The 24,859-nt window shown below is 66.7% G+C and carries 36 protein-coding genes; 19 read left to right on the top strand and 17 right to left on the bottom strand.

The window, feature by feature from the left end; translation table 11 throughout:
- Nucleotides 1-57 precede the first annotated feature (57 nt).
- From ACRWK8_RS14345 to ACRWK8_RS14300, 10 genes are all read left to right on the top strand, one after another.
- Nucleotides 58-1,224, top strand: coding sequence for a Gp37-like protein (locus ACRWK8_RS14345; protein ID WP_431870793.1), 1,167 nt, complete (start codon nt 58-60; stop codon nt 1,222-1,224).
- A gap of 2 nt (nt 1,225-1,226) precedes the next feature.
- Complete coding sequence (locus ACRWK8_RS14340) at nt 1,227-3,173, top strand: DUF4097 family beta strand repeat-containing protein (protein ID WP_431870791.1); 1,947 nt, start codon at nt 1,227-1,229, stop codon at nt 3,171-3,173.
- Nucleotides 3,174-3,376: 203 nt separating this feature from the next.
- Nucleotides 3,377-3,661, top strand: a complete 285-nt coding sequence (locus ACRWK8_RS14335; RefSeq protein ID WP_378746809.1) for a hypothetical protein — start codon at nt 3,377-3,379, stop codon at nt 3,659-3,661.
- 319 nt (nt 3,662-3,980) lie between these two features.
- Nucleotides 3,981-4,130, top strand: a complete 150-nt coding sequence (locus tag ACRWK8_RS14330) for a hypothetical protein (protein ID WP_431870789.1) — start codon at nt 3,981-3,983, stop codon at nt 4,128-4,130.
- Nucleotides 4,131-4,194: 64 nt separating this feature from the next.
- The gene (locus ACRWK8_RS14325; RefSeq protein WP_378746811.1) at nt 4,195-4,338 is read left to right on the top strand and encodes a hypothetical protein; all 144 of its coding nucleotides are present in this window, start codon (nt 4,195-4,197) and stop codon (nt 4,336-4,338) included.
- Nucleotides 4,328-5,137, top strand: a complete 810-nt coding sequence (locus tag ACRWK8_RS14320) for a peptidoglycan recognition protein family protein (protein WP_431870787.1) — start codon at nt 4,328-4,330, stop codon at nt 5,135-5,137. The genes ACRWK8_RS14325 and ACRWK8_RS14320 overlap by 11 nt, the downstream gene beginning before the upstream one ends.
- A 29-nt stretch (nt 5,138-5,166) precedes the next feature.
- Complete coding sequence (locus ACRWK8_RS14315; RefSeq protein ID WP_431870785.1) at nt 5,167-5,391, top strand: hypothetical protein; 225 nt, start codon at nt 5,167-5,169, stop codon at nt 5,389-5,391.
- Nucleotides 5,378-6,871: a glycosyltransferase gene (locus tag ACRWK8_RS14310; RefSeq protein ID WP_431870783.1), complete on the top strand. Its 1,494-nt coding sequence runs from the start codon at nt 5,378-5,380 to the stop codon at nt 6,869-6,871. Before ACRWK8_RS14315 ends, ACRWK8_RS14310 begins: the two co-directional genes overlap by 14 nt.
- A gap of 176 nt (nt 6,872-7,047) precedes the next feature.
- Nucleotides 7,048-7,527, top strand: a complete 480-nt coding sequence (locus tag ACRWK8_RS14305) for a hypothetical protein (protein WP_431870781.1) — start codon at nt 7,048-7,050, stop codon at nt 7,525-7,527.
- Between the two features lie 96 nt (nt 7,528-7,623).
- On the top strand, nt 7,624-8,571 hold the full coding sequence (locus ACRWK8_RS14300) for an ATP-dependent DNA ligase (RefSeq protein WP_431870779.1): 948 nt from the start codon (nt 7,624-7,626) through the stop codon (nt 8,569-8,571).
- 2 nt (nt 8,572-8,573) lie between these two features.
- Here ACRWK8_RS14300 and ACRWK8_RS14295 read toward each other — a convergent pair whose 3' ends face one another.
- Entirely contained in the window at nt 8,574-8,915 is a 342-nt protein-coding gene (locus tag ACRWK8_RS14295; protein ID WP_431870777.1) for a hypothetical protein, read from the bottom strand.
- A 217-nt stretch (nt 8,916-9,132) separates the two neighbouring features.
- Between ACRWK8_RS14295 and ACRWK8_RS14290 the strand changes: the two genes are divergently transcribed.
- A complete protein-coding gene (locus ACRWK8_RS14290) occupies nt 9,133-9,261 on the top strand; it encodes a hypothetical protein (protein ID WP_431870775.1) in 129 nt (42 codons plus the stop codon).
- 183 nt (nt 9,262-9,444) lie between these two features.
- On the opposite strand, the gene ACRWK8_RS14285 is transcribed toward ACRWK8_RS14290, so the two are convergent.
- The gene (locus tag ACRWK8_RS14285; protein WP_431870773.1) at nt 9,445-9,600 is read right to left on the bottom strand and encodes a hypothetical protein; all 156 of its coding nucleotides are present in this window, start codon (nt 9,598-9,600) and stop codon (nt 9,445-9,447) included.
- Nucleotides 9,601-9,673: 73 nt separating this feature from the next.
- Between ACRWK8_RS14285 and ACRWK8_RS14280 the strand changes: the two genes are divergently transcribed.
- Nucleotides 9,674-9,901 (top strand): hypothetical protein, encoded by a 228-nt coding sequence (locus tag ACRWK8_RS14280; RefSeq protein WP_431870771.1) that lies wholly within the window; start codon nt 9,674-9,676, stop codon nt 9,899-9,901.
- Nucleotides 9,902-10,365: 464 nt separating this feature from the next.
- Here ACRWK8_RS14280 and ACRWK8_RS14275 read toward each other — a convergent pair whose 3' ends face one another.
- The 6 genes from ACRWK8_RS14275 to ACRWK8_RS14250 form a co-directional block, all read right to left on the bottom strand.
- Complete coding sequence (locus tag ACRWK8_RS14275) at nt 10,366-10,524, bottom strand: hypothetical protein (RefSeq protein ID WP_431870769.1); 159 nt, start codon at nt 10,522-10,524, stop codon at nt 10,366-10,368.
- On the bottom strand, nt 10,521-10,751 hold the full coding sequence (locus ACRWK8_RS14270) for a hypothetical protein (RefSeq protein WP_431870767.1): 231 nt from the start codon (nt 10,749-10,751) through the stop codon (nt 10,521-10,523). The genes ACRWK8_RS14275 and ACRWK8_RS14270 overlap by 4 nt, the downstream gene beginning before the upstream one ends.
- A gap of 105 nt (nt 10,752-10,856) precedes the next feature.
- Nucleotides 10,857-11,369 (bottom strand): flavoprotein, encoded by a 513-nt coding sequence (locus ACRWK8_RS14265; RefSeq protein ID WP_431870765.1) that lies wholly within the window; start codon nt 11,367-11,369, stop codon nt 10,857-10,859.
- Between the two features lie 17 nt (nt 11,370-11,386).
- On the bottom strand, nt 11,387-12,574 hold the full coding sequence (locus ACRWK8_RS14260) for a helix-turn-helix domain-containing protein (protein ID WP_431870763.1): 1,188 nt from the start codon (nt 12,572-12,574) through the stop codon (nt 11,387-11,389).
- A gap of 348 nt (nt 12,575-12,922) precedes the next feature.
- Complete coding sequence (locus ACRWK8_RS14255; RefSeq protein WP_431870761.1) at nt 12,923-13,255, bottom strand: hypothetical protein; 333 nt, start codon at nt 13,253-13,255, stop codon at nt 12,923-12,925.
- Nucleotides 13,256-13,270: 15 nt separating this feature from the next.
- Nucleotides 13,271-13,480, bottom strand: a complete 210-nt coding sequence (locus tag ACRWK8_RS14250) for a hypothetical protein (RefSeq protein WP_431870759.1) — start codon at nt 13,478-13,480, stop codon at nt 13,271-13,273.
- Between the two features lie 120 nt (nt 13,481-13,600).
- Here ACRWK8_RS14250 and ACRWK8_RS14245 point away from each other — a divergent pair, with 120 nt between their 5' ends.
- The 4 genes from ACRWK8_RS14245 to ACRWK8_RS14230 all read left to right on the top strand — a co-directional run bounded on the left by ACRWK8_RS14245 (nt 13,601) and on the right by ACRWK8_RS14230 (nt 16,083).
- Entirely contained in the window at nt 13,601-13,801 is a 201-nt protein-coding gene (locus tag ACRWK8_RS14245; RefSeq protein WP_431870757.1) for a hypothetical protein, read from the top strand.
- 249 nt (nt 13,802-14,050) lie between these two features.
- Nucleotides 14,051-15,142 carry a hypothetical protein gene (locus tag ACRWK8_RS14240; RefSeq protein ID WP_431870755.1) on the top strand — a complete coding sequence of 364 codons (1,092 nt, stop codon included), beginning with the start codon at nt 14,051-14,053 and terminating at the stop codon, nt 15,140-15,142.
- 53 nt (nt 15,143-15,195) lie between these two features.
- A complete protein-coding gene (locus ACRWK8_RS14235; RefSeq protein ID WP_431870753.1) occupies nt 15,196-15,606 on the top strand; it encodes a hypothetical protein in 411 nt (136 codons plus the stop codon).
- Nucleotides 15,607-15,681: 75 nt separating this feature from the next.
- Nucleotides 15,682-16,083, top strand: a complete 402-nt coding sequence (locus tag ACRWK8_RS14230) for a DUF6221 family protein (RefSeq protein ID WP_431870751.1) — start codon at nt 15,682-15,684, stop codon at nt 16,081-16,083.
- Nucleotides 16,084-16,144: 61 nt separating this feature from the next.
- Here the strand turns inward: ACRWK8_RS14230 and ACRWK8_RS14225 are convergent, their stop codons facing one another.
- Genes ACRWK8_RS14225 through ACRWK8_RS14215 form a run of 3 tightly spaced genes read right to left on the bottom strand, consistent with a single transcriptional unit; the run spans nt 16,145 to nt 18,907 of the window.
- Nucleotides 16,145-18,178 (bottom strand): DNA/RNA helicase domain-containing protein, encoded by a 2,034-nt coding sequence (locus ACRWK8_RS14225; protein ID WP_431870749.1) that lies wholly within the window; start codon nt 18,176-18,178, stop codon nt 16,145-16,147.
- A 57-nt stretch (nt 18,179-18,235) separates the two neighbouring features.
- Nucleotides 18,236-18,592: a nucleotide pyrophosphohydrolase gene (locus ACRWK8_RS14220; RefSeq protein WP_431870747.1), complete on the bottom strand. Its 357-nt coding sequence runs from the start codon at nt 18,590-18,592 to the stop codon at nt 18,236-18,238.
- A 12-nt stretch (nt 18,593-18,604) separates the two neighbouring features.
- A complete protein-coding gene (locus tag ACRWK8_RS14215; protein ID WP_431870745.1) occupies nt 18,605-18,907 on the bottom strand; it encodes a hypothetical protein in 303 nt (100 codons plus the stop codon).
- A 99-nt stretch (nt 18,908-19,006) separates the two neighbouring features.
- Here ACRWK8_RS14215 and ACRWK8_RS14210 point away from each other — a divergent pair, with 99 nt between their 5' ends.
- Nucleotides 19,007-19,717, top strand: a complete 711-nt coding sequence (locus ACRWK8_RS14210) for a hypothetical protein (RefSeq protein WP_431870743.1) — start codon at nt 19,007-19,009, stop codon at nt 19,715-19,717.
- Between the two features lie 227 nt (nt 19,718-19,944).
- On the opposite strand, the gene ACRWK8_RS14205 is transcribed toward ACRWK8_RS14210, so the two are convergent.
- Nucleotides 19,945-20,292 carry a GNAT family N-acetyltransferase gene (locus ACRWK8_RS14205; protein ID WP_431870741.1) on the bottom strand — a complete coding sequence of 116 codons (348 nt, stop codon included), beginning with the start codon at nt 20,290-20,292 and terminating at the stop codon, nt 19,945-19,947.
- Between the two features lie 67 nt (nt 20,293-20,359).
- On the opposite strand from ACRWK8_RS14205, the gene ACRWK8_RS14200 reads away from it, so the two are divergent.
- Entirely contained in the window at nt 20,360-20,581 is a 222-nt protein-coding gene (locus tag ACRWK8_RS14200; protein ID WP_431870739.1) for a DUF397 domain-containing protein, read from the top strand.
- A 37-nt stretch (nt 20,582-20,618) separates the two neighbouring features.
- Here ACRWK8_RS14200 and ACRWK8_RS14195 read toward each other — a convergent pair whose 3' ends face one another.
- Nucleotides 20,619-20,849, bottom strand: coding sequence for a hypothetical protein (locus ACRWK8_RS14195; protein ID WP_431870737.1), 231 nt, complete (start codon nt 20,847-20,849; stop codon nt 20,619-20,621).
- Nucleotides 20,850-21,019: 170 nt separating this feature from the next.
- On the opposite strand from ACRWK8_RS14195, the gene ACRWK8_RS14190 reads away from it, so the two are divergent.
- On the top strand, nt 21,020-21,193 hold the full coding sequence (locus ACRWK8_RS14190; protein WP_431870735.1) for a DUF4177 domain-containing protein: 174 nt from the start codon (nt 21,020-21,022) through the stop codon (nt 21,191-21,193).
- Between the two features lie 56 nt (nt 21,194-21,249).
- Here the strand turns inward: ACRWK8_RS14190 and ACRWK8_RS14185 are convergent, their stop codons facing one another.
- From ACRWK8_RS14185 to ACRWK8_RS14170, 4 genes are all read right to left on the bottom strand, one after another.
- Nucleotides 21,250-21,600, bottom strand: coding sequence for a hypothetical protein (locus ACRWK8_RS14185; protein ID WP_431870733.1), 351 nt, complete (start codon nt 21,598-21,600; stop codon nt 21,250-21,252).
- 237 nt (nt 21,601-21,837) lie between these two features.
- Nucleotides 21,838-23,973, bottom strand: a complete 2,136-nt coding sequence (locus ACRWK8_RS14180) for an FtsK/SpoIIIE domain-containing protein (protein ID WP_431870731.1) — start codon at nt 23,971-23,973, stop codon at nt 21,838-21,840.
- An 86-nt stretch (nt 23,974-24,059) separates the two neighbouring features.
- Nucleotides 24,060-24,503 carry a hypothetical protein gene (locus ACRWK8_RS14175; protein WP_378746933.1) on the bottom strand — a complete coding sequence of 148 codons (444 nt, stop codon included), beginning with the start codon at nt 24,501-24,503 and terminating at the stop codon, nt 24,060-24,062.
- Nucleotide 24,504: 1 nt separating this feature from the next.
- Nucleotides 24,505-24,687 (bottom strand): hypothetical protein, encoded by a 183-nt coding sequence (locus ACRWK8_RS14170; RefSeq protein ID WP_378746937.1) that lies wholly within the window; start codon nt 24,685-24,687, stop codon nt 24,505-24,507.
- Nucleotides 24,688-24,859 lie beyond the last annotated feature (172 nt).

Raw genomic sequence — 24,859 nt, 5'->3', positions numbered from 1 at the left:
TACTACGCGCTCCGGTGGACCGGCACGTGGGTGCACCGCGAGCTCCCTCTGCGAGACGTGTCGATCACGCACACCCTGTCCGGGCCAGGTGACCTGACCGCGAGCATCGAACCCACCTACGCCGACCTGGTCGGCCCGGACGGGCAGCTGGTGCTGCGGGAGTGGGACACGATCATCGTCGCGGAGGCGTCCGGCCAGCTGCGAGGCGGCGGCATCCTGGTGTCCACCGAGATCACCGGGGACAGCCTCAGCCTCGACTGCGTCGGCTTCTCCGGGTACGCGGCGGGCATGCCGCTCACGTCGACCCTGTCCTGGGGCGGATCCAGCGCCGGCACGACCGGGCAGGGCGTGGACGCGGCGACCGTGGTCCGTGCCCTGTGGGGGCACCTCCAAGGCCAACCAGACGGGAACCTCGGCGTGAACGTCGACAACCTGGCGACGCCGTACCGGCTGGGGGCGTGGCACAACGCCCGCAAGCTCCCCACCGACGACCAGCCGAATCCGCCTGCCACTGAGGTCGAGGACCCACCGATCCCGATCGACCGGGTGTGGACCAACGCCGACCGCAAACCGGCCGCAGCCACCGGGAAAACGGTCTACTGGCAGTACAGCCTGCCCTGGTACGAGGACGTCGAGGTGGGCGCGAAGGTCGACGAGATCTGCCAGCAAGCCCGGATCGAGTACCGGGAGCAGTGGTCATGGGGGCCCGGTCGTGAGTCCGTCGTGATGCGGCTCCAGCTCGGCTACCCGCGCCTCGGGCGACGCGCCAGCGACTTGCGCTTCGTCGAGGGCGAGAACATCTCGGAACTCGTCACCCTCCAACGCTCCGGAGATGACTTCGCGAACGTCGTCGCAGCCTACGGAGCAGGGGAGGGATCCAAGCAACGGCGCGCGACCGCCAGCCAGCGAGACGGCCGTCTACGGCGGGTGCAGATCGTGGACGCCGAAGACGTTGACAACGCCGCGTCTCTGGCGACGATCGCACGTGACCACCTAGCACGCACGAGGCAGATCACCGACATCACGTCGTTCGTCGTGCGCGACCACCCCAATGCTGAGCTCGGCAGCTTCAGTGCGGGTGATGACGTGCTGGTGCAGACCACTATCGGGTGGCAGCCCACCTCCATGTGGGTGCGCATCCTCAGCTACACGTACTCCCCGGACGGCGACACCGTCTCCGTGACGTGCACCCGATCCGATTCCTTCGACTACTCCGGGAGGTAGATGTGGACGCAGCCACGAGGCGCGCCATCGAGGGGCTCACTCGGGAGCTTCAGCGCACTCAGGCGGAGCTGGCCACTGTGAAGCGCGCGTCGCGCCGACCGCAGCTGGGGTTCTCTTCGATAGAGTCCGGCAGCCTCGACGTGGTCGACCCCGAGACCGGACGTGTACGGCTTCGTCTCGGCTACCAGCCGGACGGCAGCGTGGGTGTGGTCCCCGAGGGCGGCGATCCACCTCCGGCCCCATCCGCTCCGATCGTCGCCCCGGCCCCTGTGGGTTTGATGGTGCAGTGGGACGGCCGACTCGCGCATGATCTCGCGCTCCCTGCTGACTTCGACCACGTGTCAGCGCACGTCAGCGCCACCTCGGGGTTCACTCCGGGCGCGGCCACGTTCCAGGGCACGATCCCGCGCGCAGGTGGCCTCTTCCCCGTGGTGCCGCTGGAGGTTGGTACGACCTACTACGTCCAGCTCGTCGGGGTCGGTACTGGCGGGGTCGAGGGTGCCCCGTCCGTGGAGGCTTCCGGGATCCCGGAAGCTGTCGGTGGGGTTCCCGCCCCCGGTTCGATCACGGAGACGGAAATCGCGGATGACGCGGTCACGTCACCGAAGATCCGCGCGCTCGCGGTTGAAGCCCACCACATCGTTGCTGAAGCCATCGAGGCTGGCCACATCACCGCTGGCGCCGTCACCGCATCCAAGCTGGCCGCTGAGATCGTCCTCGCGTCCCGACTGATCGCGGGCAACCCTGGCGCTGACCGGGCGGAGATCGACAACCACGGCATCAAGGTCTACAACGCCGATGGCGAGCTGATCCTCACCACGGAGGGCGGCAACCTCACCCTGACCGGCAACATCGTTGGCTCGGAGATCACGGGTTCCCGTTTCACCATCGGGGCGGCACCCGGAAATGTGGGCTCGATCGAGGACGCCTCAGGGGTGGTCCGCACCCGGGTCATCTCCTCTACCGGGCAGCGAGCGCAGCTCGCAGCGACTACCGGGCAGGCGGAGTTCACGGCATGGGCCAACCCCGCGACGCCTTCGCCGATCGGCGGGGTGGTCGCGCAGGACGGCCTGGTCGGCCTCACCCTGCAGTCGGTGTCGGGTGACGGTTCAGCGCCCCTATCCCAGCAGATGGTCTCTGATGGCCAAGCCACGGGCCTGTGGCGAGCAGGGAACGGCTCTGACATCTCCATCCAGGCAAGCCAAGGGTGGTCAGCGATCGGAGCGATGCCGCCACCGCCCACCGCAGGGGAGCCCGAGGCGCTGGGTGGCGCGATCTACGCGCTTCGGCGCACGGCATCGGATGCGCCGGCCTTGTCGATCCAGTCACCGATGTCCGCTGACGGTCCCGGGGCGACCCGCAGGTCGTACATGCACGTGGAGGGCGCGGTCACGTCTCGGCCGACCACGATCATCACTCAGGCGGCTCAGCGGTTTTACATCCAGGGCGAGCTTGTGGGGTCGTCCACGGACGCCACCACAGACGGTGTTGTGCAGCTAGCGGGCACTCACACTCTCCTCGTTCCTCGGCACGCCCCCGTGACCGGTGAGCTCCAGGCCCAGTTGACGGGCTACTCCACGGGCACGGACTTCTACGACTTCCCGGCCGGGACGTTCGCGCCGTTCACCTTCAAAACCGGTTGGTCGGGGCGGGTGCGCTTCACCATCAACATGTGCGGCCTGAACCCGGCGTCCGCGGCGTCATCGCTCGCGCTCGGCTTCCGCCTGACCGGCGCTGGGACGCTCGGCGCTCACTTGTCTCGGTGCGCGTTCGTGCGGTCTATCGGGGCGGCCACAGGCTCCACGCGCCAGTCCCATTGGTCCAAGCCCGTGAGTCTGCTCGGCAACGCCGAGTACACGCTCACGCCGTGCTACCGCATCACTTCAGGGACCACATCGACCTTCGACCTGGCCCTGGACAACTCCATCACCGTCGAACCACTCATGTGAGGACTTGTATGACTGACCCGACCCAGGCCCCGACGCAGGACGAGGACCACACGGACACCCCGCTCACGCCGGTCCCTGTGGAACCTCCGGGGTACACCCCTCCGCCGGGAACAGACCCTGACGAGCTTCTGCCCCCTGGGGTTCCGGGCGACTACCCGGAGGACCCCCCTCCTCCACTGGCGGATGACGAGTAGGAGGAACCTGTGCCCGACGAGCCCACCATGTGGGAGCTCAAGCGTGCGATTGAGTCGGGCTACCGGGAGCTCAGCGGCGACATCGCGCAACTGGATCAGCGCCTGTCCATGTACGTCCTCAAAGAGGTGTACGAGGCGCACAGGGCCAGCGATCAACAGCGCATCGGCAGACTCGAAGCGCAGGTCGTTGACCTGCGGGAGCAGATCCGTAGGGCGGTTTGGACAGCGGTCTCTTCGTTCTTGTCTCCGATCGTGGTGGGCGTGGTGCTCGCGCTGATTCTTCGGGGCGGGTGAGCGGCCGTGGCCATGCAGAGACCCAGTGTCCGCGGTACGGCTTTTGTCTTCGTGCTCCTCGCTATCGCTGCTGCGGTCGCGATCCTCATCGGGTCGGTAGCCCGCCAAGGGGAACGCCTTTCGGACGCTGAGCAGCACCGCGAGGAGCTGTCCCGCCAGGTCGAGGAACTCGGGGGCACTCCGGTGCCACCACCAACAGGGAGCCCGCACCCAGGCCCGCCTGGACCATCCGGAGCCCCAGGACGCCCTGGCCCCGAAGGTCCCCACGGACAGACCGGCAGTCCCGGTCCGCCTGGCGAGGACGGGAGCTCGGGAGACCGTGGCGAACCAGGATCCGACGGTGCTGATGGCGTCGACGGCGAGCAAGGACCGCAGGGACCCACAGGAGAGCAGGGCGAACGTGGCTCTCCGGGTCCTGCTGGCCCCTCCGGCCCTCCGGGTCCTCCAGGTCCACCGGGGCCCGTTGTGACGCTCCCACCAGACCCACAATGACCCGCCACGCGTGGCGGGTTTTCTCATGCCAGGAGGCGCCCATGACCATGCCTGACCCCGTGCCCGCGCACGACCCCGCCGAGGACATCGAAGTGACCCCTGTAGGCGACGAGGACCAGCCCGTAGACGACCCCGGCACCGATCCGGCCGACACCTATGTTGAAGGGGTGGACCGTGAAGCTTGAGCGACGCAGCGTCTTCGGATGGGGCGCCACCGCAGCCGGATCCGCGCCCTGCGCGAGCGGACTCGTCATCCACTACGACTCCGGGAACCTGGGCCTGCACACCAAGGCCCACAGTGCGTGCCGCACCTACTGGAAGAACACCCGCTCGTTCCACATGGGCCCTCGGCGCAGATGGGCGGACATCGGCTACTCCTTCGGGGTGTGCCCGCACGGCATCGTCATGGAGGGCCGTGGCGCACGCCGAGCGCAGGCCGCGCAACCGGGCGGCAACACCACCTGGACCAGCTGCACGCTGATGACCGGCCCAGCGGAGTCCATCACCCCCGCCGCGATCGAGGGTGTTCGGCAGCTGCGGGCATGGCTGCGCAAGAACCATGGCTTGGGCGCCGGGATCCGTGGCCACCGCGACTTCGTCGCCACGTCCTGCCCCGGCGACCGCGCCTTTGCGCTGGTGCGGAACGGCACCTTCACGGGCGCCCCTTCGAGCGGCACCACGCCCACCACTCCGCCTCCCTCCTCGGGCGGCGGTAGCACCTCACCCACAGGAGCGGAGACAGACATGGTCGGACTCAAGCAGGGAGACAAGGGCGAGCGCGTCAAGTACCTCCAGGAGCTCCTGGTGGGCGGCGGGTTCTCTGTCGGAAGCCACGGGATCGATGGTGACTACGGCCCCGCCACGTCGCGTGCGGTGCTCGCTGCCCGCAAGTCGCAGGGGTCCAAGCAGGACTTCGGTGACCGAATCACTGGAGCCGCCGGAAAGCAGATCCTGACCGCGTTCATCCAGAAGGTCGCGAAGTGACTCCCCGACACCGAAGAGAAGAGGTCCCCATGTCCAAGATCGAAACGAAGGTCACCGTGGCGTCGCTGGGCAGTCTCGCCGCGGGTGTGGCGCTCGCTGTCATCACTGCGTTCCTCGCGGAACCCGGAGCGTTCGGCCCGCTCCCCGAACCGGTTGTGTTCCTGCTCGTCGCTGCGCTACCCCCGGTGGCGGCGTTCCTCGCCGGGTACACGGCCCCGCACACCGACCGGCCCGCTCCCGGTGACGGGGCCTGAGCACGACTGGCGGCACCCGGTCCGCGCGCACGTAGAGGTACTGCCGGACCGGGTGATCAAGCGCTACCCGCCCGGTGGCGAAGCCGCGCTGGCGCGTGAGGTGGCCGCCTACGAGCGCCTGCCGTGGGCGGCCCCCGCGCTCCTCGCCGTGGACGCGCACACGCTGGAGATCGAGCGGTGCACACCCATCCTCGACACGCCACCCGACCCCGCCCACGCCGGACGACTCCGGGCCCTGCTGGAGCGTGTGCACGACGCGGGGTGGGTGCACGGCGACGTGTCCCTCATCAACGTTGTGCTCCACGAAGAGCGCGGCCCGTTGCTCATCGACTGGGAAACCTCCGGCCCTGCCCACCCTGGCCTGCCGTCCTACGACCTGTTCGGCGGCGAAGCCTCCCACTGCCCACCCGAGCGAATCCCGCCCCACCAGCGCCCCCACGGCGTGTGGTGGGGCGGCCCCTCACTCCAAGCGCCCGCCCACCACTGGAGAACCATGCGCATCGTCGCCCTGGTGCACTACTACGTGCCGCACTACATGGCCGGGTCCGAGACGATGCTGCACGCCATGCTCCGCGCCCTCGCGGCCCGCGGGCACCACGTCGAAGTCATCGTCACCAGCCACGAACGGGGGCCATCTGAGTACCAGCATGAGGGCATCCGGGTTCGGTGCGCAGGCCGGAAGGCGGTGGTGGAGATGCTGGATGAGGTGGGCGCGGACGTGATCGTGTCCCACCACCAGGAGGCACCGAACGCCTCCCACTACGCGGCTGGGTGCTCACGCCGAAAGATGAAGAAGCCCCGCGTGGTGGACATCTTCCACAACACGTTCCCGGGGGCCATGCAGGTGTGCCGCCGGTGGAAACCGGACCTGGCGGTTTTCAACACGGCGTGGGTGGAGGAGCACTACCGGCGTCGGCGCATGATCATGCCGCGCACCCGAACCCTGGTGGTGCATCCGCCGATCGACGGGGCCCGCCACCGCACTCGCCCGGGTAAGCACGTCACCCTCGTGAACCTCAACCGGGACAAGGGCGGCGAGATCCTCTACGAGCTCGCGGAGAGGATGCCGGATGTGCAGTTCCTCGGGGTGGTCGGTGGGCACGGGGAGCAGATCATCCGCACCGATGTGCCGAACGTGCGCATCCAGCAGCACACCGCGAACCCGCGGAGGGACATCTGGGGCAAGACCCGGGTCCTGCTGATGCCGAGTGTCTACGAGTCCTACGGGATGGTGTCGATCGAGGCGGCGCATTCGGGGATCCCCACGATCGCGAACCCCACGCCGGGGCTCAAGGAGGCGTTGGGGGATGCGGGGGTGTGGGCTGATCGGAGGCGCCTCGACGAGTGGGAAGCCCATATCCGGCGCCTGATGGAAACTGCTGAGTGGCGCCTGGCTGCGAAGAAGGCACGCGCACGCGCGGCCGAGTTGGACCCGGGGGAGGAGCTGTCAGCGTGGGTGGACGCGATCGAGTCTCTGTGATCATCCCGTGGTCGCCCGACACCGCATGCCGGCACCGTGAAGCAGCTTTGGCGTGGACGGTGTCACGGTGGGCGGCCACCGGACACGAAGTCGTGGTCGGAGAACGCGAGGGCCCGTGGTGCAAAGCTTTGGCTGTGGAAGACGGTCTCGCGCGTGCCCGCGGTGACGTCTTGGTCGTGGCGGACGCTGACGTGTGGTCACCGGGCTGGGAGACCGCCGTCGACCAGGTGCAGGCGGGTGTGGCGTGGGCGATGCCGCACGGCCCGGTCTGGCGGCTCACGCATGCCGCCACGCAGGATGTCCTCGACGGGCACGACCCGCATGTCGGCATGGATCTGACCCAGCGCCCGTATGAGGGGTGGCCGGGCGGCGGCATGGTCGTACTTCGACGTGAGACCTACGAGGAAGCACCGCTCGATCCCCGGTTCGTCGGATGGTCCGGGGAGGACGAGTCGTGGGCGCACGCCCTCCGGGCCCTGGCCGGGGAGGGGTGGCGCGGGTCGGCGCCGCTGTGGCATCTGTGGCATCCACCGCAGGAGCGGATGTCGCGTCGGTGGGGGAGTGCTGCGGCGCGTGCCCTGGCGTTCCGGTACGCGCGAGCGCGCAGCCCTGAGCGGATGAGCGCCCTGCTTGATGAAGCACGTCAGACTGCATGAAGCCCCGCCCGGTTAAGGGCGGGGCTTCATTCGTGTCTAGACCCCGTGTTGGTCTCCTGCCGAGCTGGTGCCGGGTAGGGGCCGATCGTGGAACCGATGCTCGCAACCGCCGTCGATCAACTCCCCACAGGGGAGAGCCTGCTCTACGAACCCAAGTGGGACGGCTTCCGGTGCCTGGCTGAGACGGGGCCCGTGAGGATGTCGTCCAAGCAGGACCGGCCGCTCCGCCAGAAGTTCCCGGAGATCGCTGACGCCCTGGCGACGCTCCCGGAGGGCGTCCTCCTAGACGGGGAGATCATCCGGTGGGCGGACGACGGAAGGTTGGACTTCGGGGCACTCCTGAGGCGGAACAGTGCGGCGGTCCGCCGCGCCCGAGCGCTGTCGCGTTCCGACCCGTGTCACCTCGTGGTGTTCGATCTGTTGAGGATCGGTGGCCGCGACCTCACACACCGGGCGCTCGCCCACCGGCGCGGGGAACTGGAGCGTCTGATGGGCCTGGTCGAACAGCCCTCACCGCTCACGCTCGGCTGGCAGACCGACAACCCCGACGTCGCCATGCAGTGGTGGGAGGAGATGCCCGCCGTGGGTGTGGAAGGGGTGATGATCAAGGACGGCCGCCGTTCGTACAGGCCCGGGAGCCGGGGGTGGCGGAAGTGGAAGCACCGGGTCACCACCGAGGCGATCGTGGGCGGGGTGGTGGGTCACGCGCGTGCACCCCGGGCTCTGATCCTGGGGCGGGTGGATTCGGTGACCGGGGAGTTGCGGGTGGCGGGCCGGACGACGGACCTGTCCCCGGACGAGTCTGAGGAGTTGGCGGGGCACATGGTGAAGACGGATGACCACCCCTGGCCCCGCACCCTCGCCGCGACGTGGGGGAGCGAAGGCCGCCAGCACTACACCCAGGTGGAGCCGCACGTCGTGGTCGAGGTGTCGCCCGACTCGGCGGAGGTGGCGGGCCGGTGGCGGCACGTCGTCCGGTACGTCCGCGTGCGCCCCGACCTGACACCTGAGGACGTCCCGAAGGATCTGGACACCGAGACGTAGCCCTACCTCGGAACCTCGACAGGCAGGTCCGGCCCGACCGCCCGCAGGTACTCAAGCCGTTCTTCGAGAACGAAGTCCGGCGCGGTCATCTTCGACAGCGCCTGGAGCCCGCGCACGTGCCGGATCGTGTCCAGCCTCAGCAGGCCCTCCACGTCCTCGAACGGGATCGTCCAGCTGAGCGCGAGCGGCGCCGGTTCCCCACCTCGGCTTCGCGCCCGCAGCATGGCCACGGCGATCCGCCAACCGATCCTCGCGGCAGCGCGCGGCCGGTCCCTCAGCTCCGGAACGGCCGTGAGGAGCCACGGGTCGAGGGCCCTCTCGACGTCCCACTCAGGTGTGCGCATACACCCATGGTGCCTGACGTGCGCAAACGCCTTCCGGGAAAGAAAGTTCAAAAGAATCGCGGTTGCACGCCGCATACGCCCGATAGTGTGCCCGTGAACTCCCGAAGCACCCGCTCCCTCTGGTGGACCGCGCCTCGTCTAGTACGGGTTCCGGTCCACCAGAGGGAGAGGCGTCATCCCTTTGGTCCGTGTACCCGACGGGCGCCAGGAGGCGAAGTTGAAGGAGTTCGAAAGCGGAGGGGACCGCCCGCTCTGGCACGAGATCGTGATGATCAGTCTCGTGTCAGGCGCCTCAAGCGGCGCTGGGCAGGCGATCCTCACCGCGATCATCCAGTGGATGTCCTGAGCAGCTAAAGCTTTGCAGGGCCGCTAGCTGCTCGATCTGGCTCGCTCCTCGGTCGGGGGGCGGGCCAGCACACACAACAGTACATCGCCATCTGTTGTGTGCGCAGAAGTTGTGCAGTACTGCGCAACCCTTTTTACTCGGAGTGAAACGCTCTACCTTGCGCACACTGGAGTCTCTGGCTCCTCAAAGGCCCGTATCGCCGTCCAGGTCGATGCCCAGAAGCTCTGCGACCTTGTATGCGCCTTCGGGTCCGACTTCGTCGAGCAGGCCTGCGAGCCACGCGCGCTCTTCGCTCGTGAGCGGGGGCTCTTCGGGCTCCGGGGGCAAGGGAGTGTCCATGCAGGTGGTGTACCCGCGTGGCCGGTCTGGGCCACCTCCTGCGCCTGTCGGTGTGGGGTGGGATCCTCGGCTCATGAACGACATGGTGAATGTTCAGTTGGTCGGCGGGCCGATGGATGGAGGGGTGCTGCCGGTGGACCGTGAAGCACTCGACGACCCGGAGCCCGGGATGGACTTCGTCCCGGAGGACTCCAGTGGCGCCCCGGACGATGATCAGGGGCTCCCGCTGAGCAGGGTGCTGTACACGGCTGCTCCGGGCGGTCCGCCGGATGTGTGGCACTGGCGGTCGTGGGTGCCTTGACGCGAGAAAACCCCACCCGTAGGTGGGGTTCTCGATCCCCGCGTGCGCGGGGAGCACTCATCGCGGTTGAGTGGACCACCCCCGCAATAGCGGGGAGCAGGAGACCAATCTAGCGCGACGCGGTTGCTGTGTCTGGGAGTTGCTGCTCGACACGCGAAAACCCCCGCCACCTGGATTGGTAGCGGGGGCCGGTCCGGCTCACCTTTGCGGCGCTCTTCCCCGCCGGACCGTCCTGCTGCGCGTATCACCTAATGCGGCGGAGGGGGCGCGCTGTCCCCTGTGGTGTCGCCGGGCGTCACCCCGGGGTCCGGTCACCACCCGGACCACCAGCCCGAAGGCCGGAAGCGAAGCTTGGTGGGGTCGGGAGTTGCACCTCCCGACCCCCGCCGCCACTCCCCCTCATGGATGTCGTGTCGGCGTCTGGTCCCGCACGCCCGCCTCGGGGCCCGGACGTGCGGAAGTCTCTACTGGTCGTCGGGGTGAGTGAGGCCCGTGGAACCGAACGGTCCGCCGCCGAGATGGGGAGCAGGCCCGAGCTTCTCTTCCTCCGCGAGCTCCTGCTTGACGCGCACGCCCTGGAGGCGGTGCAGCTCCTCCTCGCGAGGGGTGAGATCGTCGGTCACAGCGGCCTCCTCGGGCCGGGCAACCGGCCACCCCACAGGCGAGGGTTCGCCATCGCGGCCTCCAGCTCCTCAGCGGTGTCCCGGACGAGGGTCGGCTCGGTGCCGTCGTCCTGGCGGAGCGTCGCCATCCACAACGCCCCGACCCGGCTGATGAAGTACCGGTCGCCGTGCGCCGCCCTCAACGCGACCACCTCGGGGTCGTCGGTGACCTGCTCGTCCGTCATCATCTGCTCACCTCGCGTGTCTCAGTGATCACGAAGGTACGGACAGCAGAAGGGCCTGATGTTCCAAGATTTGGAACAATCAGGCCCCACGAGCTTCGCGCTACCCAGTCAGGCGGTCGCCTTCGCGACAGCCTCCGCCACCTCTCCCCACGACGGCAGACTTCCCGTCTCACTACGCAGCACCGACACCGAAGGCATAGCCTCCAGCTCCCGCAGACTCCGCCCGAAAGCTGGATGACCCGCGAGCGCGTCACCGGCCTTGGGCACGACCACCGTGGGCACGCCGCGGCCGATCATCTCGCAGGCAAGGGCGATCGCGAAGTTGTCGGCCAGGCCGAGCGCGGTCTTGTTCGTGGAGTTGAACGACCATGGGCACGCCACCACGGCCGCGCCAGGCGGCATGCTGCGCCCCGTGCCGGGCAGCCGGAACTCGGTCCGCACAGGTTCTCCCGTGAGGTCAGCGATGGCGTCCAGGTCGTGGAACCTCGTCCCCGCAGGGGTGGAGAGAACCGTGACGGTGCTGGCCTGCTCCTGGAGGAGCTTCACGAGACCCGTGACGGGTCCGCTGCTGCTGGTGGACGCTCCGGACAGGAGCAGGTAGAGAGGACGCTGATCAGTCATGGGGACAGTCTCGGGGGTCACAGGTGCATCCTCGACATCAGCCCCCGCAGAGGCTCGGGCAGGTCCCGGTACAGGGGCACGAGACGGGCCGCGACCATGCGCGCGCTGGGGTGGAACCGGGTCATCTGCGGTGCTCCTCGCTCTGCGCGCACGAGCTTCTCCAGGGCCTTCTGCTTCTGCCCGGTCTCCAGGTGAACACGCGACATGTCAATGCTGTGGTGGGCTTGGCGTTCCGCGAGCAGTGTCTGGAGGTCGTGGCTGGGGATCATCTCGTCGCGGCGGACAGCTTCGTCGTAGTCTCCGAGCTCTGTTGCGACGGCGGCTCCGTGGATGGCGACGTTCGCGCCGACGAAGTAGGTGCTGTACGTGTCCAGCTTCCTACCGTCGACCCGGTCAGAGACTTCCCGAGCTTCCCCGTAGTGGCCCCACGCCCGGCTGGCCTGCCCGGACCTGCCGGAGATGATCGCTGCCCGCAGGTGCAGCGCCCCGATGACCTCGTCCGCTCCGGGGTGGTCACGGTCGACGCGGGAGATCGCGTGCTCCAGGAGCTTGGTCCCCGCCCCGAGCGCGCTGTGCTGAATGAGAACGAGAGACCGCCGCCACGTGATGATCAACGGCAAGTGCGGATCTTCCGACAGGCCGGCCGCCCGCCCGGCCTCCTTGAACATCGAGTCCGCGAGGTCCGTGTACCCGAGCCTCCTCGTGAGCTCGCCAGCCGCAGCGTAGGCGTCAGTGAGGAGCTCCCACGCCTGCGGGGTGTCGCTGGTGTGGGCGTGGTGGGACAGCTCCTCGATGACGGCGGGAAGCATTCCACCGAGCTGACCGTGTCGGGCGATCCTGCGTAGGTGCTGGGCTCTGACGAGCTCGGTAGCGAGGGTGTCGAGTGGCCGGGGTGGGCCGTCGAGGTCGGGTGGGAGGTCCGACCACGCGAGTGCGCGGCGCAGGTGCGGGATGGAGGTGTGCATTCGGTCGCTGGTGTCGGTGACGCTGGGGGAGGGGGCGGAGAGCGCGTCGGGGTCTTCGCGGAGTGTGTTGGCCACGGCCACTACGAAAGCGGGCGTGGGTTCTTTGTGGCCTTTTTCGACTTGGGCGATATGTGACCTGCTGTACCGGGTGCGGTCGGCAAGTCCTTGTTGGGTGAGCCCTCGTTGTTTTCTCGCTCGGGCGATTCGTTGACCGGTGGTGTCGGGGGTATCGTGGGTCATGGTGGCCCTGCCGTTCCTGATGCTTAGACACCCTCAGGATATGGTGGGGCCTTTTCGTTTTTCAGGCCCGTGCCTGACCTGTGACAACGGGCCCCGCCGTGTGGTGGGGCCCGAAGTGTTCAGGGCCGGACTGGTCCAGCGTGGCCATGGCCATCCCACGCCATGGTGCCGTCGGTGTGCCATCCGTCGTGCCCGTGGGGTTCGCGGCATCGCCGGGGTTCGGTGGCGGTGCTGGGGAGTGCGTTCCAGGCGGTGCTGTCGCAGGGGTCGGTGTTCACGGTGTCTCCTCGGTAGTCTTCTGTCGGGCCGCCCCTGATTGGTGCAGGGGCGGCCTTCTGCGTGCAGGGGTCAGAATCGCTCCGCCATCTGCATGAGCCGCTCAGGGTCCGTGGTGCGGATCTCCTCCACCCGGGCCTGGGCCTGCCGGATCTCCAGGTCGCGGACACGCTCGACTGCGGTGGGGGTGCCGGACACGCCGATCGTCCCGCCTCCGTGCGACGTGACCGTGTATCCGAAGTCCTCCATGTGGCGGGCCAGCAGGTCACCGTTGGGTCCGGCGTACATGAGCCATTCGGTGGGGTGGGTGTCGCCGTGCGGGGTGTACGGGGCTCCGACGAGGTCGTGGCCGAGAAAGTCGCGGGCGACGTACTTCATGTAGTTGACGGTGTTGTGGGCGAGCATCGGGGGCTCCTTCGTTCAGCTGGTGATGCTGGCGGGCCTGTGCTCCAGGCGGAGCGGGCCCCATTGGGTGGCCACGGTCTTGATGGGCTGTCCGGTCTGCCCGGGGTCGTAGCTGGCGTTGATGCCGTAGAGGTGGGTGGGGTGCGCCTCGGACGCGTAGACGAACCAGATCTCGTCGTCGGCGTCGCGGACGAGGTCGCCAGCGCGCGGGGTGTAGGTGGGCACGGGGGTTCCTCGGGGGTTCGTTGTTCCTATTTTACCCGATCACAGGTGGTTAACCACCTGTGACTTGACCTCAGTATGCCCCAGCTAGACAAGGTGGTCAACCACCCTCACAATGGGCCCATGGCCAACCAGCACAAGCACAAACTCCGGGGAGTCCGGAACACCCCCGACTACCTGTGGGACGACCTCGACACAGGCGCGAAGTCCATCGGGGAAGACCGCAGCTCGATCACCCGGCAGCTCTGGGAAGCATGGCTCGGGTACCCCGGCGCGCAGTGGCCGCCAGCGCCCTCGAAGGGCGGGGAGAGAGAAGAGAAGTAGCCCCGGAAGCCCCTGCTCGCACCGTTTTCTGGTCCTCTGGAACTGGTGCGAAGCAGGTAAACTGGGGGCACATTTACATAAAGCGAGCCCGCCGGGTGCTGGTAACACCACGACGGGCTCTGACCACCTCACCTGTTCAGACCAGGAAAGGCGGCTAGGCATGAAGCTTAGCTACATGGTAGCTCGTACCCGAAACCGGGTCGCTACCCCGCGAGTCACAACGTCGTACCTCCCCCACGGAGGTGCGCGATGAGCACCGACGCCTTCGAGATCGAAGCGCTCGACCAGCCCACCTTCACACAGGTCGGCCACTGGGTCGCCTTCCGATCCGACCTCTCACCAACCGCTCGGCACCTCTACACCGTGCTCGCCACGTTCGTGAACCAAGGCCGCCGCGCCAACGGTGACACCAGCGTGTGGCCATCCCTCAACCTCCTCGCCGTCACCCTCGGGGTATCCAAGGGCGACTCGGTCACGCCCTACATCGACGAACTGATCCAGGCGAACATCGTCGTGAAGACCTCCAACACGATCGGCGGCATGAAGTCCCGCAACACCTACGCGATCCGCTTCAACCCGCCGCCCGAAACCAAGGTCGTCACGAGCTTCGTGGAACTCCTCGAACCCCTCAAAGCCATCGCCGGCGACCCCAAGGCCATGAGCAAGGCCGCGAAGGCCACCCGAGCCCTCATCAAGGAGCGCCGCGAGCGGGAAAGCGCCCCTCGGTCGACAGGGAAAACCGAGGCCGGCCCCGTACCCCGCAATACCGGGGTACGTGCCCCCGAATCCCGGGGTGCGCACCCCGCAATACCGGGGTCTAACAAGACGCAGGGCGAACTAGATGGAGGTCGAACTACACCTTCTTCCTCTTCCGCTGGCGCTCCCGCTGAGCCCCGACAGGGTGAAGGCGCACCGAAGAAGACGAGGAAGACTGAGTCTCCAGAACAGATCATCGAACGCCGTCTCGGCTGCACCCCCGAGGAAGCCGGCAAGGTCGCGACCCTCATTAACCAGCAAGGCGACGGGAAGGGCGGCCGTATCCGCTCGCTGTCGTGGTGGGTGGAGAACCGGGATCTTCACACCCTCCGCCAGGACCTCGCCATCGTGCGCGGCTCCCAGAGCCCCGCAGGCGTACCGAAACCCCTCGACGAAGGGGAACGCATCAGGCGCATGCAGAAGGGCGGCTACCAGCCGTACAAGAACCCCGTGGACCAGGACGTGTACGACGAACCGTTGCTGCCCGTCCCCGAGAAGGCCCACACCGGAGCGCGCGCACCCGTCCCCGACAACGAGTACTGGGACACCGTCAGCGACGAAGACCTGAAAAACAGCTTCCTCTGACCCAACCGGGCGTCGACCGCTAAAGTCGGCGCCCAACCCCCGAAAGGACCCCCATGACCGACCTCATCCGCCAGCACATCCGAGCCGCACACGAACACGAACGAGACTTCGACCGCCGCCGCGAAGAACTCCTCGCAAGTTATGAAGCCAAAGGCCACCGCATCATCGACGGTGGACAAACCCACCGATTCCACGAGAAGCACGGCTACGTCGACGCGTGGGAGATCATCGACTACCGCACCGGCAAGATCATGTTCGAAGGACTCGGTGGCTTCGAGGGATACGGCGAGGCTGTGGAGAAGCACGGCTCCATGTGGCTGCACGTCGACCCTCTCGAAGACGAACTGCTGACCGAAGACGATCCGTTCACTGAGGGGCTCCCCGAGTCGTTGTGCGAGGCACTGATGGCGTGGGTGCGCGAAGCCGACGATGAGGACATCGACCAGGTACTGAGCGAAGACTGATCTCGCGCGGTTGCCCCAGGGGCGTACCCGCTGGCGCCCCCACATCATGGCTGACCCCATCCCCTAGGAGAGTTCATGCAAGACCTCATCACTTGGCTCCGCAGTGTCCTGCGCGAAGACGAAATCATGGCGCGAGCAGTCCCGGTCAACGCGCGATGTGTGCCGCCAGCCCACTGGTCAGTGAGCACCTACGGCCCAGATAAAGGCCGCGTGGTCATGGGAACCGCAGACGACTTCGCGCTTCCCACCCCAGAGCACGCGCAGTACGTGGCGCGATTCGACCCGGCGACGGTCCTAGCAGACGTGAGGGCGAAGGGAGAGCTGCTTTCCGTCTACGAGATGTGGTTCATGGGGTCGTCCATGCCTGACTCTGGCGAGCGCTACAAGGGAGCAGTGGAAGGGATGGAGAAAGCGATCCGTACCTTCGCGTCCGCGTACCGGCACAGGCCCGGGTGGAACACGGACTGGGAGAAGTGACAGGGCGCCCGACATGCGCGGGCGCCAACACAGAAGGCCCCGCACGAGGTGGGGCCATAGCTCAGAACAACGAGAGCCTCTGCCCACGCTTCGGCGCCACCACATCAGGGTTCAGCCTCTGCAGCTCTTCCAGAGCAGGCGCCAGAGGAGGAACACCGAGCGACGCAAACAACTCCCGCGTGGCAGCGTCCGTCGAATACAACACCATGCCGTCCCTACCGCGAGTCGCTAGCACCCGGTAGATGTTGCGCACCATGGCGTGGAGCTTCTCCCCCCAGATGGTACTGTCATTGCCCTTCTGCGCCTTCCAGCCGGAGCCAGTCCAGGTGAAATCACGGCCCATGATGACGCCGGAGTACCCCCATTCGAGGCCCTGGGCCGTGTAGATGCACCCCACCTGGTCCAATCCGCGAGAGTCAGTCGCCCACATGGCAGTACCCGGGATGCCGTTGCGGGTATCGGCGAAGGGGGAATTCCAGGCGCATGCCCAGTCACCGATCTGGACATCCTCGATGAGGCCCCCGCCAGGAGCGGTCTTCTTCGTCCAAGGCCAGCAGTACCCCGCCGTCAGGCGTGCAGTGCTGCCCAACGCTGCCTGGAGGCGGAGGTAGGTCTCCATCTCGGCGGGGTTCGCAGCCGCTAGAAGCTGGTAGGGGCCCTGGTAGGTCCATGGTTGCGGCTGGGCATCCCGGTAACCGAGTAGAGCCTCAAGCCAATCAAGATAATCGGGACAAGAATACTGTCGGAACTGCGTTTTGAGGTCGATCTCGTGGATGTTCTCCGGACGAATACCCAGGTCGATCGCCGCATCACGGATGTTCTCCGGGGTGCCGACTTCATCGCGCCGGACCACCTGGTACGGATCTAGGAAAAACACCGGAACGCGTGCCGCGTCGATGAGTTCGTGCACTTGTGGCGTGTCCTGGCGGTGCTCCTTGGGCATGTACTGGCGGTTGGAGTTCTTGCGCAACCGGTGGGCCTCATCGCACAACAACACGTTGAGTTGATTTCGCGCTCGATGCCGGTGCTGGTCGAAGTAGGTGAACATCTCCTCAACATCCTCCGGATCACCTACGACATGGTGACGGAGGGCCTTCGCGAAAGATGTGCTTCCCGAGGCGTGCACCGCAGTACTGCCGATCCCGCCGCAATTACCGTAGAGCTCCAGGGCAAGGACGCTCTTCCCCGTGCCTGGACCACCGACGATGATGAAGACGTTCTTGTCGTTCTCGGAGAACTTCTGGTCCAGGGCATGGGAGATCTTCCGAAAGGCCGTCCGCTGCTCCTCGAGCAAGGGAAAGAAGCTTCCCCTCTCACGCACGCACTTGTTGACAGCGCGCATCACCTCATCAGAAGGCCGGACGTGGGCGGCGTTCAGCAGCCGCAGATGGGCGGGCGCTCCTTCAGCCGAGAGCACCGTCGTCAGGAACTCCGCGAAGTCCTGCCTCTCCTCACGCCCAGCCCCGAACAACTTGGCCCGTTCTGGGTCGACCATGGTCGGCAAAGAGGCTGGATGTTCGACCTGGTCGGAGGCCGCGTTGTGGAGGTTGGCAACACACGCCCAGTTCCCTCCAAGCATGGGAAGGTTCTTCTCAAGAGTCCGACCGTAACCCCATGCTTGGTCGAGGGGGTGCAGGCTGCCCTCGTTGGGAGCGCCCGGATGATCCACGAGCTCTGTTCCAGCGATTGGTCGCATGTACGACCACTGCTTGTTCTCCACGATCACCATCGACATGTCCCCAGTCGCCGGGTGAGAACCGAGCAAGACCATGTCGATGCGCTTGTTGCTGACCAGTGTGCTCATCTCCAGCAGCACCAGTACGTCGCCCAAGCCAGCATTCATCAGCACGGCGGTGACCGTCTTGATGCTGGCCGCCCACGACTTCCGTTCGGCGCTGCCCGAGTTGGTCTGATACAGGGTCTTCGCTCGGTACTCAAGGGTCATGACCAAGTCGTGGGTATCCATGGCGTGGAGATCGGAAGCCTTCTCAACCAGGAGATACCGCGGCCTCTGTTTAGCCACTGCTGGGATCCCGCTGCGATCGCCTGTGGCTGGGGGAGTGCGGGGGAGGTTGCCGTCGGCTGAATCAAGCATGGGCTCACTCTGCCACGGGGTGCTGACGCTTCGGAGTTCGCGCGGTGCTCACGGACTTCACTGCTCGAGGTCGGTGTACTTCGCAGCCGTGCCGTAGGCCTTCTCGACTGGGTACTTCTCCGCGTTGAGAGCGATCTTGTCCTCGAGTGCCTGCTCGAGGTCTACCCCCAGGACGTCCGCCAGGCGTAGTAGGTAGGCGAACACATCAGCCATCTCTTGGCGCACGGCCTCAGCCTTGAGTGGGTCGTCCATGACTGCTTGGGACTGCTCCGCGGACAGCCATTGGAACTCAGCGGTGAGCTCGCCAGCCTCGCCCGCTAGGGCCATGACGAGGTTTTTCGGGTTGTGGAACTGCTCCCAATCCCGCTGGTGAGCGAAGGCGGCCAAGGCTGACTGAAGTGAGGTGATGGGCATGGTTGTTGGATATCACGGGCGACCAGGAGCTTCGTCCGCTTCACTGATCAAGTAGTCGGCGCGCTCCCGACCCGCCTCAGTCAAACCGCCCACACTCACCACCATCTCCGACGAACCCATTCGCGGCGGCGAAACCAGCCCCTGAACGTGCAGGTCCACCAGTGTGTCCACCACGAGGTCACGTGCGAGCACCGTGCCGCCGAAGTCGTACACCCGCATCAGAACCGTGGCAGGAGTGATCCGAGGAACCTCACCGGGCCGAAGGCTGCGCTCGTGCAGGCGGGTGCCTACCAGCACAAGCTCCTCGATGGTCATGGCTCATTCTCCCGTGCCTAGGTGAACATGCACGCACGACGTTGGCCAGAAGCGGACACCTCCACCCACGGGCCTGCTGCGCACCCCTACGCTCCCCGCGTGGACCTCACCCTCATCGAAGCCTGGAACCTCTGGTGGTCCGGCAAGCAGCTCACCGACCACTCGATCCACGGGATGCCCGTGCTCTGGGCATCCCGTCTTGGAAAGATTATGGCTTTCCTCGCTGGCACGACGATCGTCATCGATGTATTGGGGGTAGATCGCATTAATCGCTGGGCATCAAGGAGGGGGGAGTTCCCTGAAATCCAAAGCGACCACGCTTGGGTGAGGTCCCTTAGGTTTATCCTTTCAGTCGTTATTGGGTGCTCGGTAGTTATACTTCTCGCAAAGCCCCTGGTGGTTTGGCTGGGGTCACTCTGGTGGGGAAAGGTTCTTCTGGGCGGAGCCTGTATGGTGGTGCTTGTCCAGTCGCCGTATTGGGCTGCCACCTTCTACCTCCCAGCGGGGAGGTTCGAATCCCCAATTTGGATGAAGTTATTCAAACTCATTGGCGTGCTGGCGGCGTCATCGGCTTTGGTCTATTTTCTCATTTCCGGACTGCCGGGCAGTGACTGGTCCGTGCTATTTGTGGCAGCATTGGTCGCGTTCGTTCCGGGCCTCATAGTGGGCGGGATTATCATGTCTCCGATTGTGGTTGTTGAATATTTTGCCTATGCACTATTTTCCAGCCCTCGAGTGGAGAAGGTTATTCGGGGCATCGCAATCCCTGCGTTCTTTGCTGGCTTTGGTCTTGACTACCTGGCGTCCTGAAGTGCAAACCTGAACGGCGGTTCCATGTCGCTCAAACCATGGCCTGAGGCCCGAGACGCCGCTGCCCGCGCGTGGCGTGCCGGGCGCATCGCTCGCGACTCCATGTCGCCCCGTGCCGCCGCAGAGGCCGCATACTCACCGGGTGGACTCTCCGTCGACGCCCTAGAGCAGCCAATCATCCAGGAAAGGAAGGAGGCGCGAGCGGAGTTGCAAGCGAAGCGGGCAGACTAGGTCCACCGCCCCATCGCGGGCCATTCCTCGTCGGGGTCGACCACCGCCTCGAACCCGTCCAACAGCATGCGACCGGCCCCCAGACGCCGCCACGCCGGGTCCACCACGATCCCCAGCACGTACCCGTGCGGCGGGGGAGTCGGCGCCCCAGGGCCCGTGTACGCCCCATCCAGGACACCCTCAACCCAGCCCACAAGATGCCCGTCCGAGATGGCCACCAGGACCTCGATACCGTCCGGCCACAACCCGAGCGGATAGTCCTTCACCTCAAACCGGGCCGCGGCACGCATCAGCAGCCCCGCGATCGCGGGGCCATCATCAGCGACAGCGCGACGGACGAACATGGCAGCAACTTACCCACTGGCCAGGTTCGGCCACCGCGGGAACACCGGGAGCGGGTACGAAGCAAGGATGAGCGAACCCCACTTCTTCAAGTCCAGTTACAGCAACGCCGCAGAGAACTGCGTCGAGGTCGCGTTCCGCAAGAGCAGCTACAGCGGAGGCAACGGCGGCGACTGCGTCGAGGTCGCTGGCACCCCCACTGCCACCCTCATCCGCGACACCCAGAACCGGGACGCCGGGCACATCGACATCACCCCCGGCGAATGGGCAGCGCTCATCCGCACCTGCTGACACAACAAAGGCCCCACCCGAAGGTGGGGCCAAGGACTCAGTCCCACTCAGGCTCAGGCACATGCCCCGGGCACAGCACCTCGTCGCCCTTCACGTGCCAACCCTCCATTGAAGCCCAGTTCCTCAGGGCGTCCACAGCATCGTCATCCGCGATCTCCGAGCGCTCCTTCTTGAACACCACCGGGCAGGCGACCGGCTCGTAGTGCCCGTTCACCTTCGTCTCAGCGGACCAGGTGCATTCGATCTCGACCGTAGGGGGTTGGGTCATGTCTCCTCCGTTTCGTAGAGGTCCATGATGCCGAGGGAGGGTGTGCGGCGGGCGTAAAGTCCCCCGGGACGTGCCCGGGACGGCTCACCGTCCCCTCTCGCGTCCCCCTGCGTCCCGCCCCCGTCCCGCCTACCATCGAAAGGGAACCCCAAGCCCCCCGAGGAGGAGCCATGGCCGACAAGATCCGCTGGGACTATCGCATCGAAGAGATCATCGGAGGACCGCACGCCGGCCAGCTCCACAACTGGGGCGCCGACGGGTGGGAACTCGTCTCCGAGGTCGTGCTGTCCGAAGACCGCGGGCAGAAGACAATCCGGTCGGTTTTCAAGCGACCACGGGACTAGACGACCAAAGCCGTCCCGGGGACGTCCCCGGGACGGCTTCGTGCTTTCTGTTCGGGTCACAGCCTTGGCTGCTTCGGTTCCCATGGCATGTCCGAGCCGGTGCACGACCACACGTGGGCGTGCAGGTGCGAGACGGGCTGGCCGGCGGCGGCGCCGATGTTCAAGGACGCGTGCTGGCCGAGGGATGCGAACTCGGCGGGCCGCCGCATGGTCACCGCGGACACCTCGGGGTCGGTCGTGAAGTCGGAGGCGTGGTCGCGCACCCGAGCGTCGAGGCCCGTCAGTTCGATCATGCGAGGGTCATCGGCAGGGTTCCGGAGGGCGACCGTGAGGTCGACGCGGACAGAGTTCGGGGCGGCCGGCGGAGAGCCGCGCAGGATGCCGTGAGTGGTGATGTTGATGGCCATGAGGGGGAGCTCCTTTGGTTGCTGAGAGTGAGAAGACGCGGATAGACGCCTGCGAGCGTCTGAGGTGTCGCCTGCGGGCAGAAAGTGCGTCTGATCTGGGAAGGTTGCTCTAGTGACGCTCGCCCGCCAGGAGGCGTCTAGGGCGCCTAGGAAACGTCGAAACCCTTACAGGGGCGGGGTTTGAGCGTGTCTAGAGGGGGTGTCTGCACTCCGACAGCGCAGACACCCCCAAGACACTCACACCGAGTAACGAGACGCCGCTTCCTCAAGGGCCACGCGCTCGTACCCGCGCACCTGCGTACCCGACCCGTTCGTGAACCGGCCAGCCTTCACCCCAGCAGCACGGAGCGCCTTCTGGGTGTCCAGCAAGTCCAACCCGCACGCCGCCGCGACGTCATGCCCAGTGACCCCGTCAGCCCCCTCCGACAGCAGCAGCGCCGCAGCGAGAACCGGCGGCAACTCACCCTCAGGAGCCTGTCCCTGCTCCACCTCGGGCGCCTGCGGGTCAGGCGCGTAAGCCCACGCCGGACGCACTGGCAGTGCCGTCACCTGGTCGTCATCAGAGAGGTCCCACACCTGCACTGGAGCCTGCTCCTCACCCCGGCCCGTGCCCTTCACATACGCGTGCCCGAACTCCGGCAACTCGTGGGCGGTCCACTTGGACGCCAACACCTGCCTCGTCTCGGTAGCACCCGCCGTCCGCAACACCGCGCGCACGTCCATGACCCCGTTGATCTGCGAGTCGATACCCGCGCCGATCGTCGGCTTCTGGGTTGCCCACACCAGATCGATGCACCTTGACCGGCCCGTCCGGCCCAAGGAACGCAGCGGCGCCATGATGTCCAGGCCGTCCTCCGGGTCGTCCAAGGCCATGACCTCCGCGCCCTCGTCGACCACCACCACGATCCGCGGCCGAGACTTGGTCGGCACCCACGTCGCGATCTGCTTGTCCTGCATGATCCGGCGGCGGTCCAGGGACTCTCGGGCCAGCTCAGATAGCACCTGGTGAATGTCCTCTGGCTCCACGGCGATGCGCATCTTGCCTCGCCACAGCGCCGACTCTTCACCCTTGCCGTCGATGTAGATGACCACGGTCGGCTCCCCGGAGTGCAGCGCGTTGGCCATCACTACGCGCAGCAGCACCGACTTACCGGACCCGCTCGTGCCTGCGATCAGCTTTCGGCCCTTCGGAAGGACAACCGGCTGGCCGGTGTCCGAGTCCACGCCGATTCCGGCTCGCCGGGGGGACCACGTCAGGTCACGCTCGGGGGACCGGGTCCGGATCCGGAGCACTGCCTGGTCGCCGACCTCGCCCGAGGACAAGTCTGTGCGCACGTCCCGGGGGACGGAAAGGGCAGCCCGGATCGCAGGGAGCTTCTTCTTCAGGGACTCGGGCGTGTGCTTGCCCGACACCTTGAGCACCACCCGGATTCCGAGGGCGTCCACCGTCGGCGTCCCGGGGACGACCCCCTCCAGCCCCCGGCCCTCGGTGCGCGTCTCCCACTCGGCGAGATGCTTGAGAATCAGGTTCTCCGACTCCGTCGCACCCACCATGACCGTGGAAGCGGTGGCCTCCGGGGCGTCCCCCGGGACGCTGGACTGTCCGGCCAGCTCACGAGCCCTCTCGGTAGGGACCTCGGACACGGTCACCGTCCCGTCCGAGACGGCCATGGCGTGCCCCTGTGCAGCCAGCCACCCCCATGCGATCGGGTAGGCGAGCAGCGCCCACCATGCCCCCACACCAACCCCAGCCGCGATCGGACCGACCAGCACAGCCACAGGTACTGCCAGCTGACGGGCCAGGCGACCACCGCGGGCCTTCAGGGTGAGCGCGTCCATCTTCATCGCCGATGGGGCGCGCTTCTTCAGCTCGTCCAGCTCCTCGGACAGCACCTCGATCTGAGCGTGGTCCTTGCGGATCTTCGCCTTGTCGAGTCGCTTCGCCACCGCGGCCTTCTCGCGGCGGATCTCCGCGCGCGCTTCGGTGACGATCTCCTCGTACAGGTCGGGGTCCTGGACGTAGGCCTCGATGGTCTGCCACCGCTTGTGACAGGCCAGCAGCGCGTAGGTGTGCCACGCGGCCAGGCTCGCGCCGAGCTTGGTGTTGACGTCCTGGAGGAGGGCCTTCTTCGGGGACACGGCATCGTCCCGAGTGCCCTTGGGGACGATGACACCCTCGGTGGGCATCCCCTCCGTCTCGCCCTCTGGCCTGCTGGTGTTCTCCTCGGGCTGCTCGCCTGCGTCCCGGGGGACGGCACTGTGGGTCTCGTGTGTGGTCCCCTGCGTCCCGGGGTCGTCCCTCTCCCACACGGCCCCCATGGGGATACCGTCGGTATGTGGGTCCATCTCGTCAACCTGCTTCTTCTGTGCCATGCTCTTCTCGTCTCTCCTTGTTCGGCAAACAGCATTGAGGGGCAGGGCCGCCCGGGGTCGCAGTCCCCGAGGCGGCCCAACTGCGTTCAGCCGACCGCGCCACCCACAGCCCACGCGGCCACGCCGGCGCCCATGGTGTGGATCCAGTCGATGAATCCAGTGATGACACCGCCCGCCGAGCCACGTGCGGCGATCGGGGTGATGATCAGCGCGACGATCGCGACGGGGTTGTAGTTGTGGTCGTAGCGCAGGTCGATACAGGTCGCGATGAATCCTCCGATGCACACCACCGACCAGACCGTCGCCACGGGCAGGGACTCTCCGGTCCAAGACCCCCACGTCGCGGCCAGCGGCCCCATGAACGTCGAGTTCGCCCACTGGACGGCCGCCATGGACGCCCCGGACCGGTACAGCAGCATCGACCCGGCCAAACCCACCACGAGAGCGATGAGGCCCTTCTTCGTGTGCCGTAGCTTTTTGGTGAGGTACGAGGCGAGCAGGAACATGCACAAGGCGAGGAACCCGAACACGTCAGGCCTCCTTGCGCATGTGGTTGCGGATGACGGCGAACCCGACCCACCCGACGGTGAACACCGAGATCGGGATCGTGATCAGGTCAGGGGCGCCGAACAGGGCCAGCAGAGCGACAACGACGCTCGCGAACCCGATCGACACCAGCTCACTGGTGGACAGGAACGGCTTCTTCTCGGACATTGGTCCTTCTTCCTGGAGTAGCGGTAGGGGAGTGGCGGGCTTCGGCACGCTCACCTTGCGGTGCTCGTCGGCCTGTCCCGGCCTTGGCTGGTGTGCGCACCCACCCCGCAAGGTCAAGGCGGGGGAGGCGGGCACACCCCCCAAGGGGGCGGCCCCGGGACGCGCACGGCGT

The organism is Nocardiopsis eucommiae (assembly GCF_965344335.1).
In the GTDB taxonomy this organism is placed as follows: domain Bacteria; phylum Actinomycetota; class Actinomycetes; order Streptosporangiales; family Streptosporangiaceae; genus Nocardiopsis; species Nocardiopsis eucommiae.
Note: the sequence above shows the minus strand (reverse complement) of the source record. Positions and strands in the feature narration are given on the sequence as shown.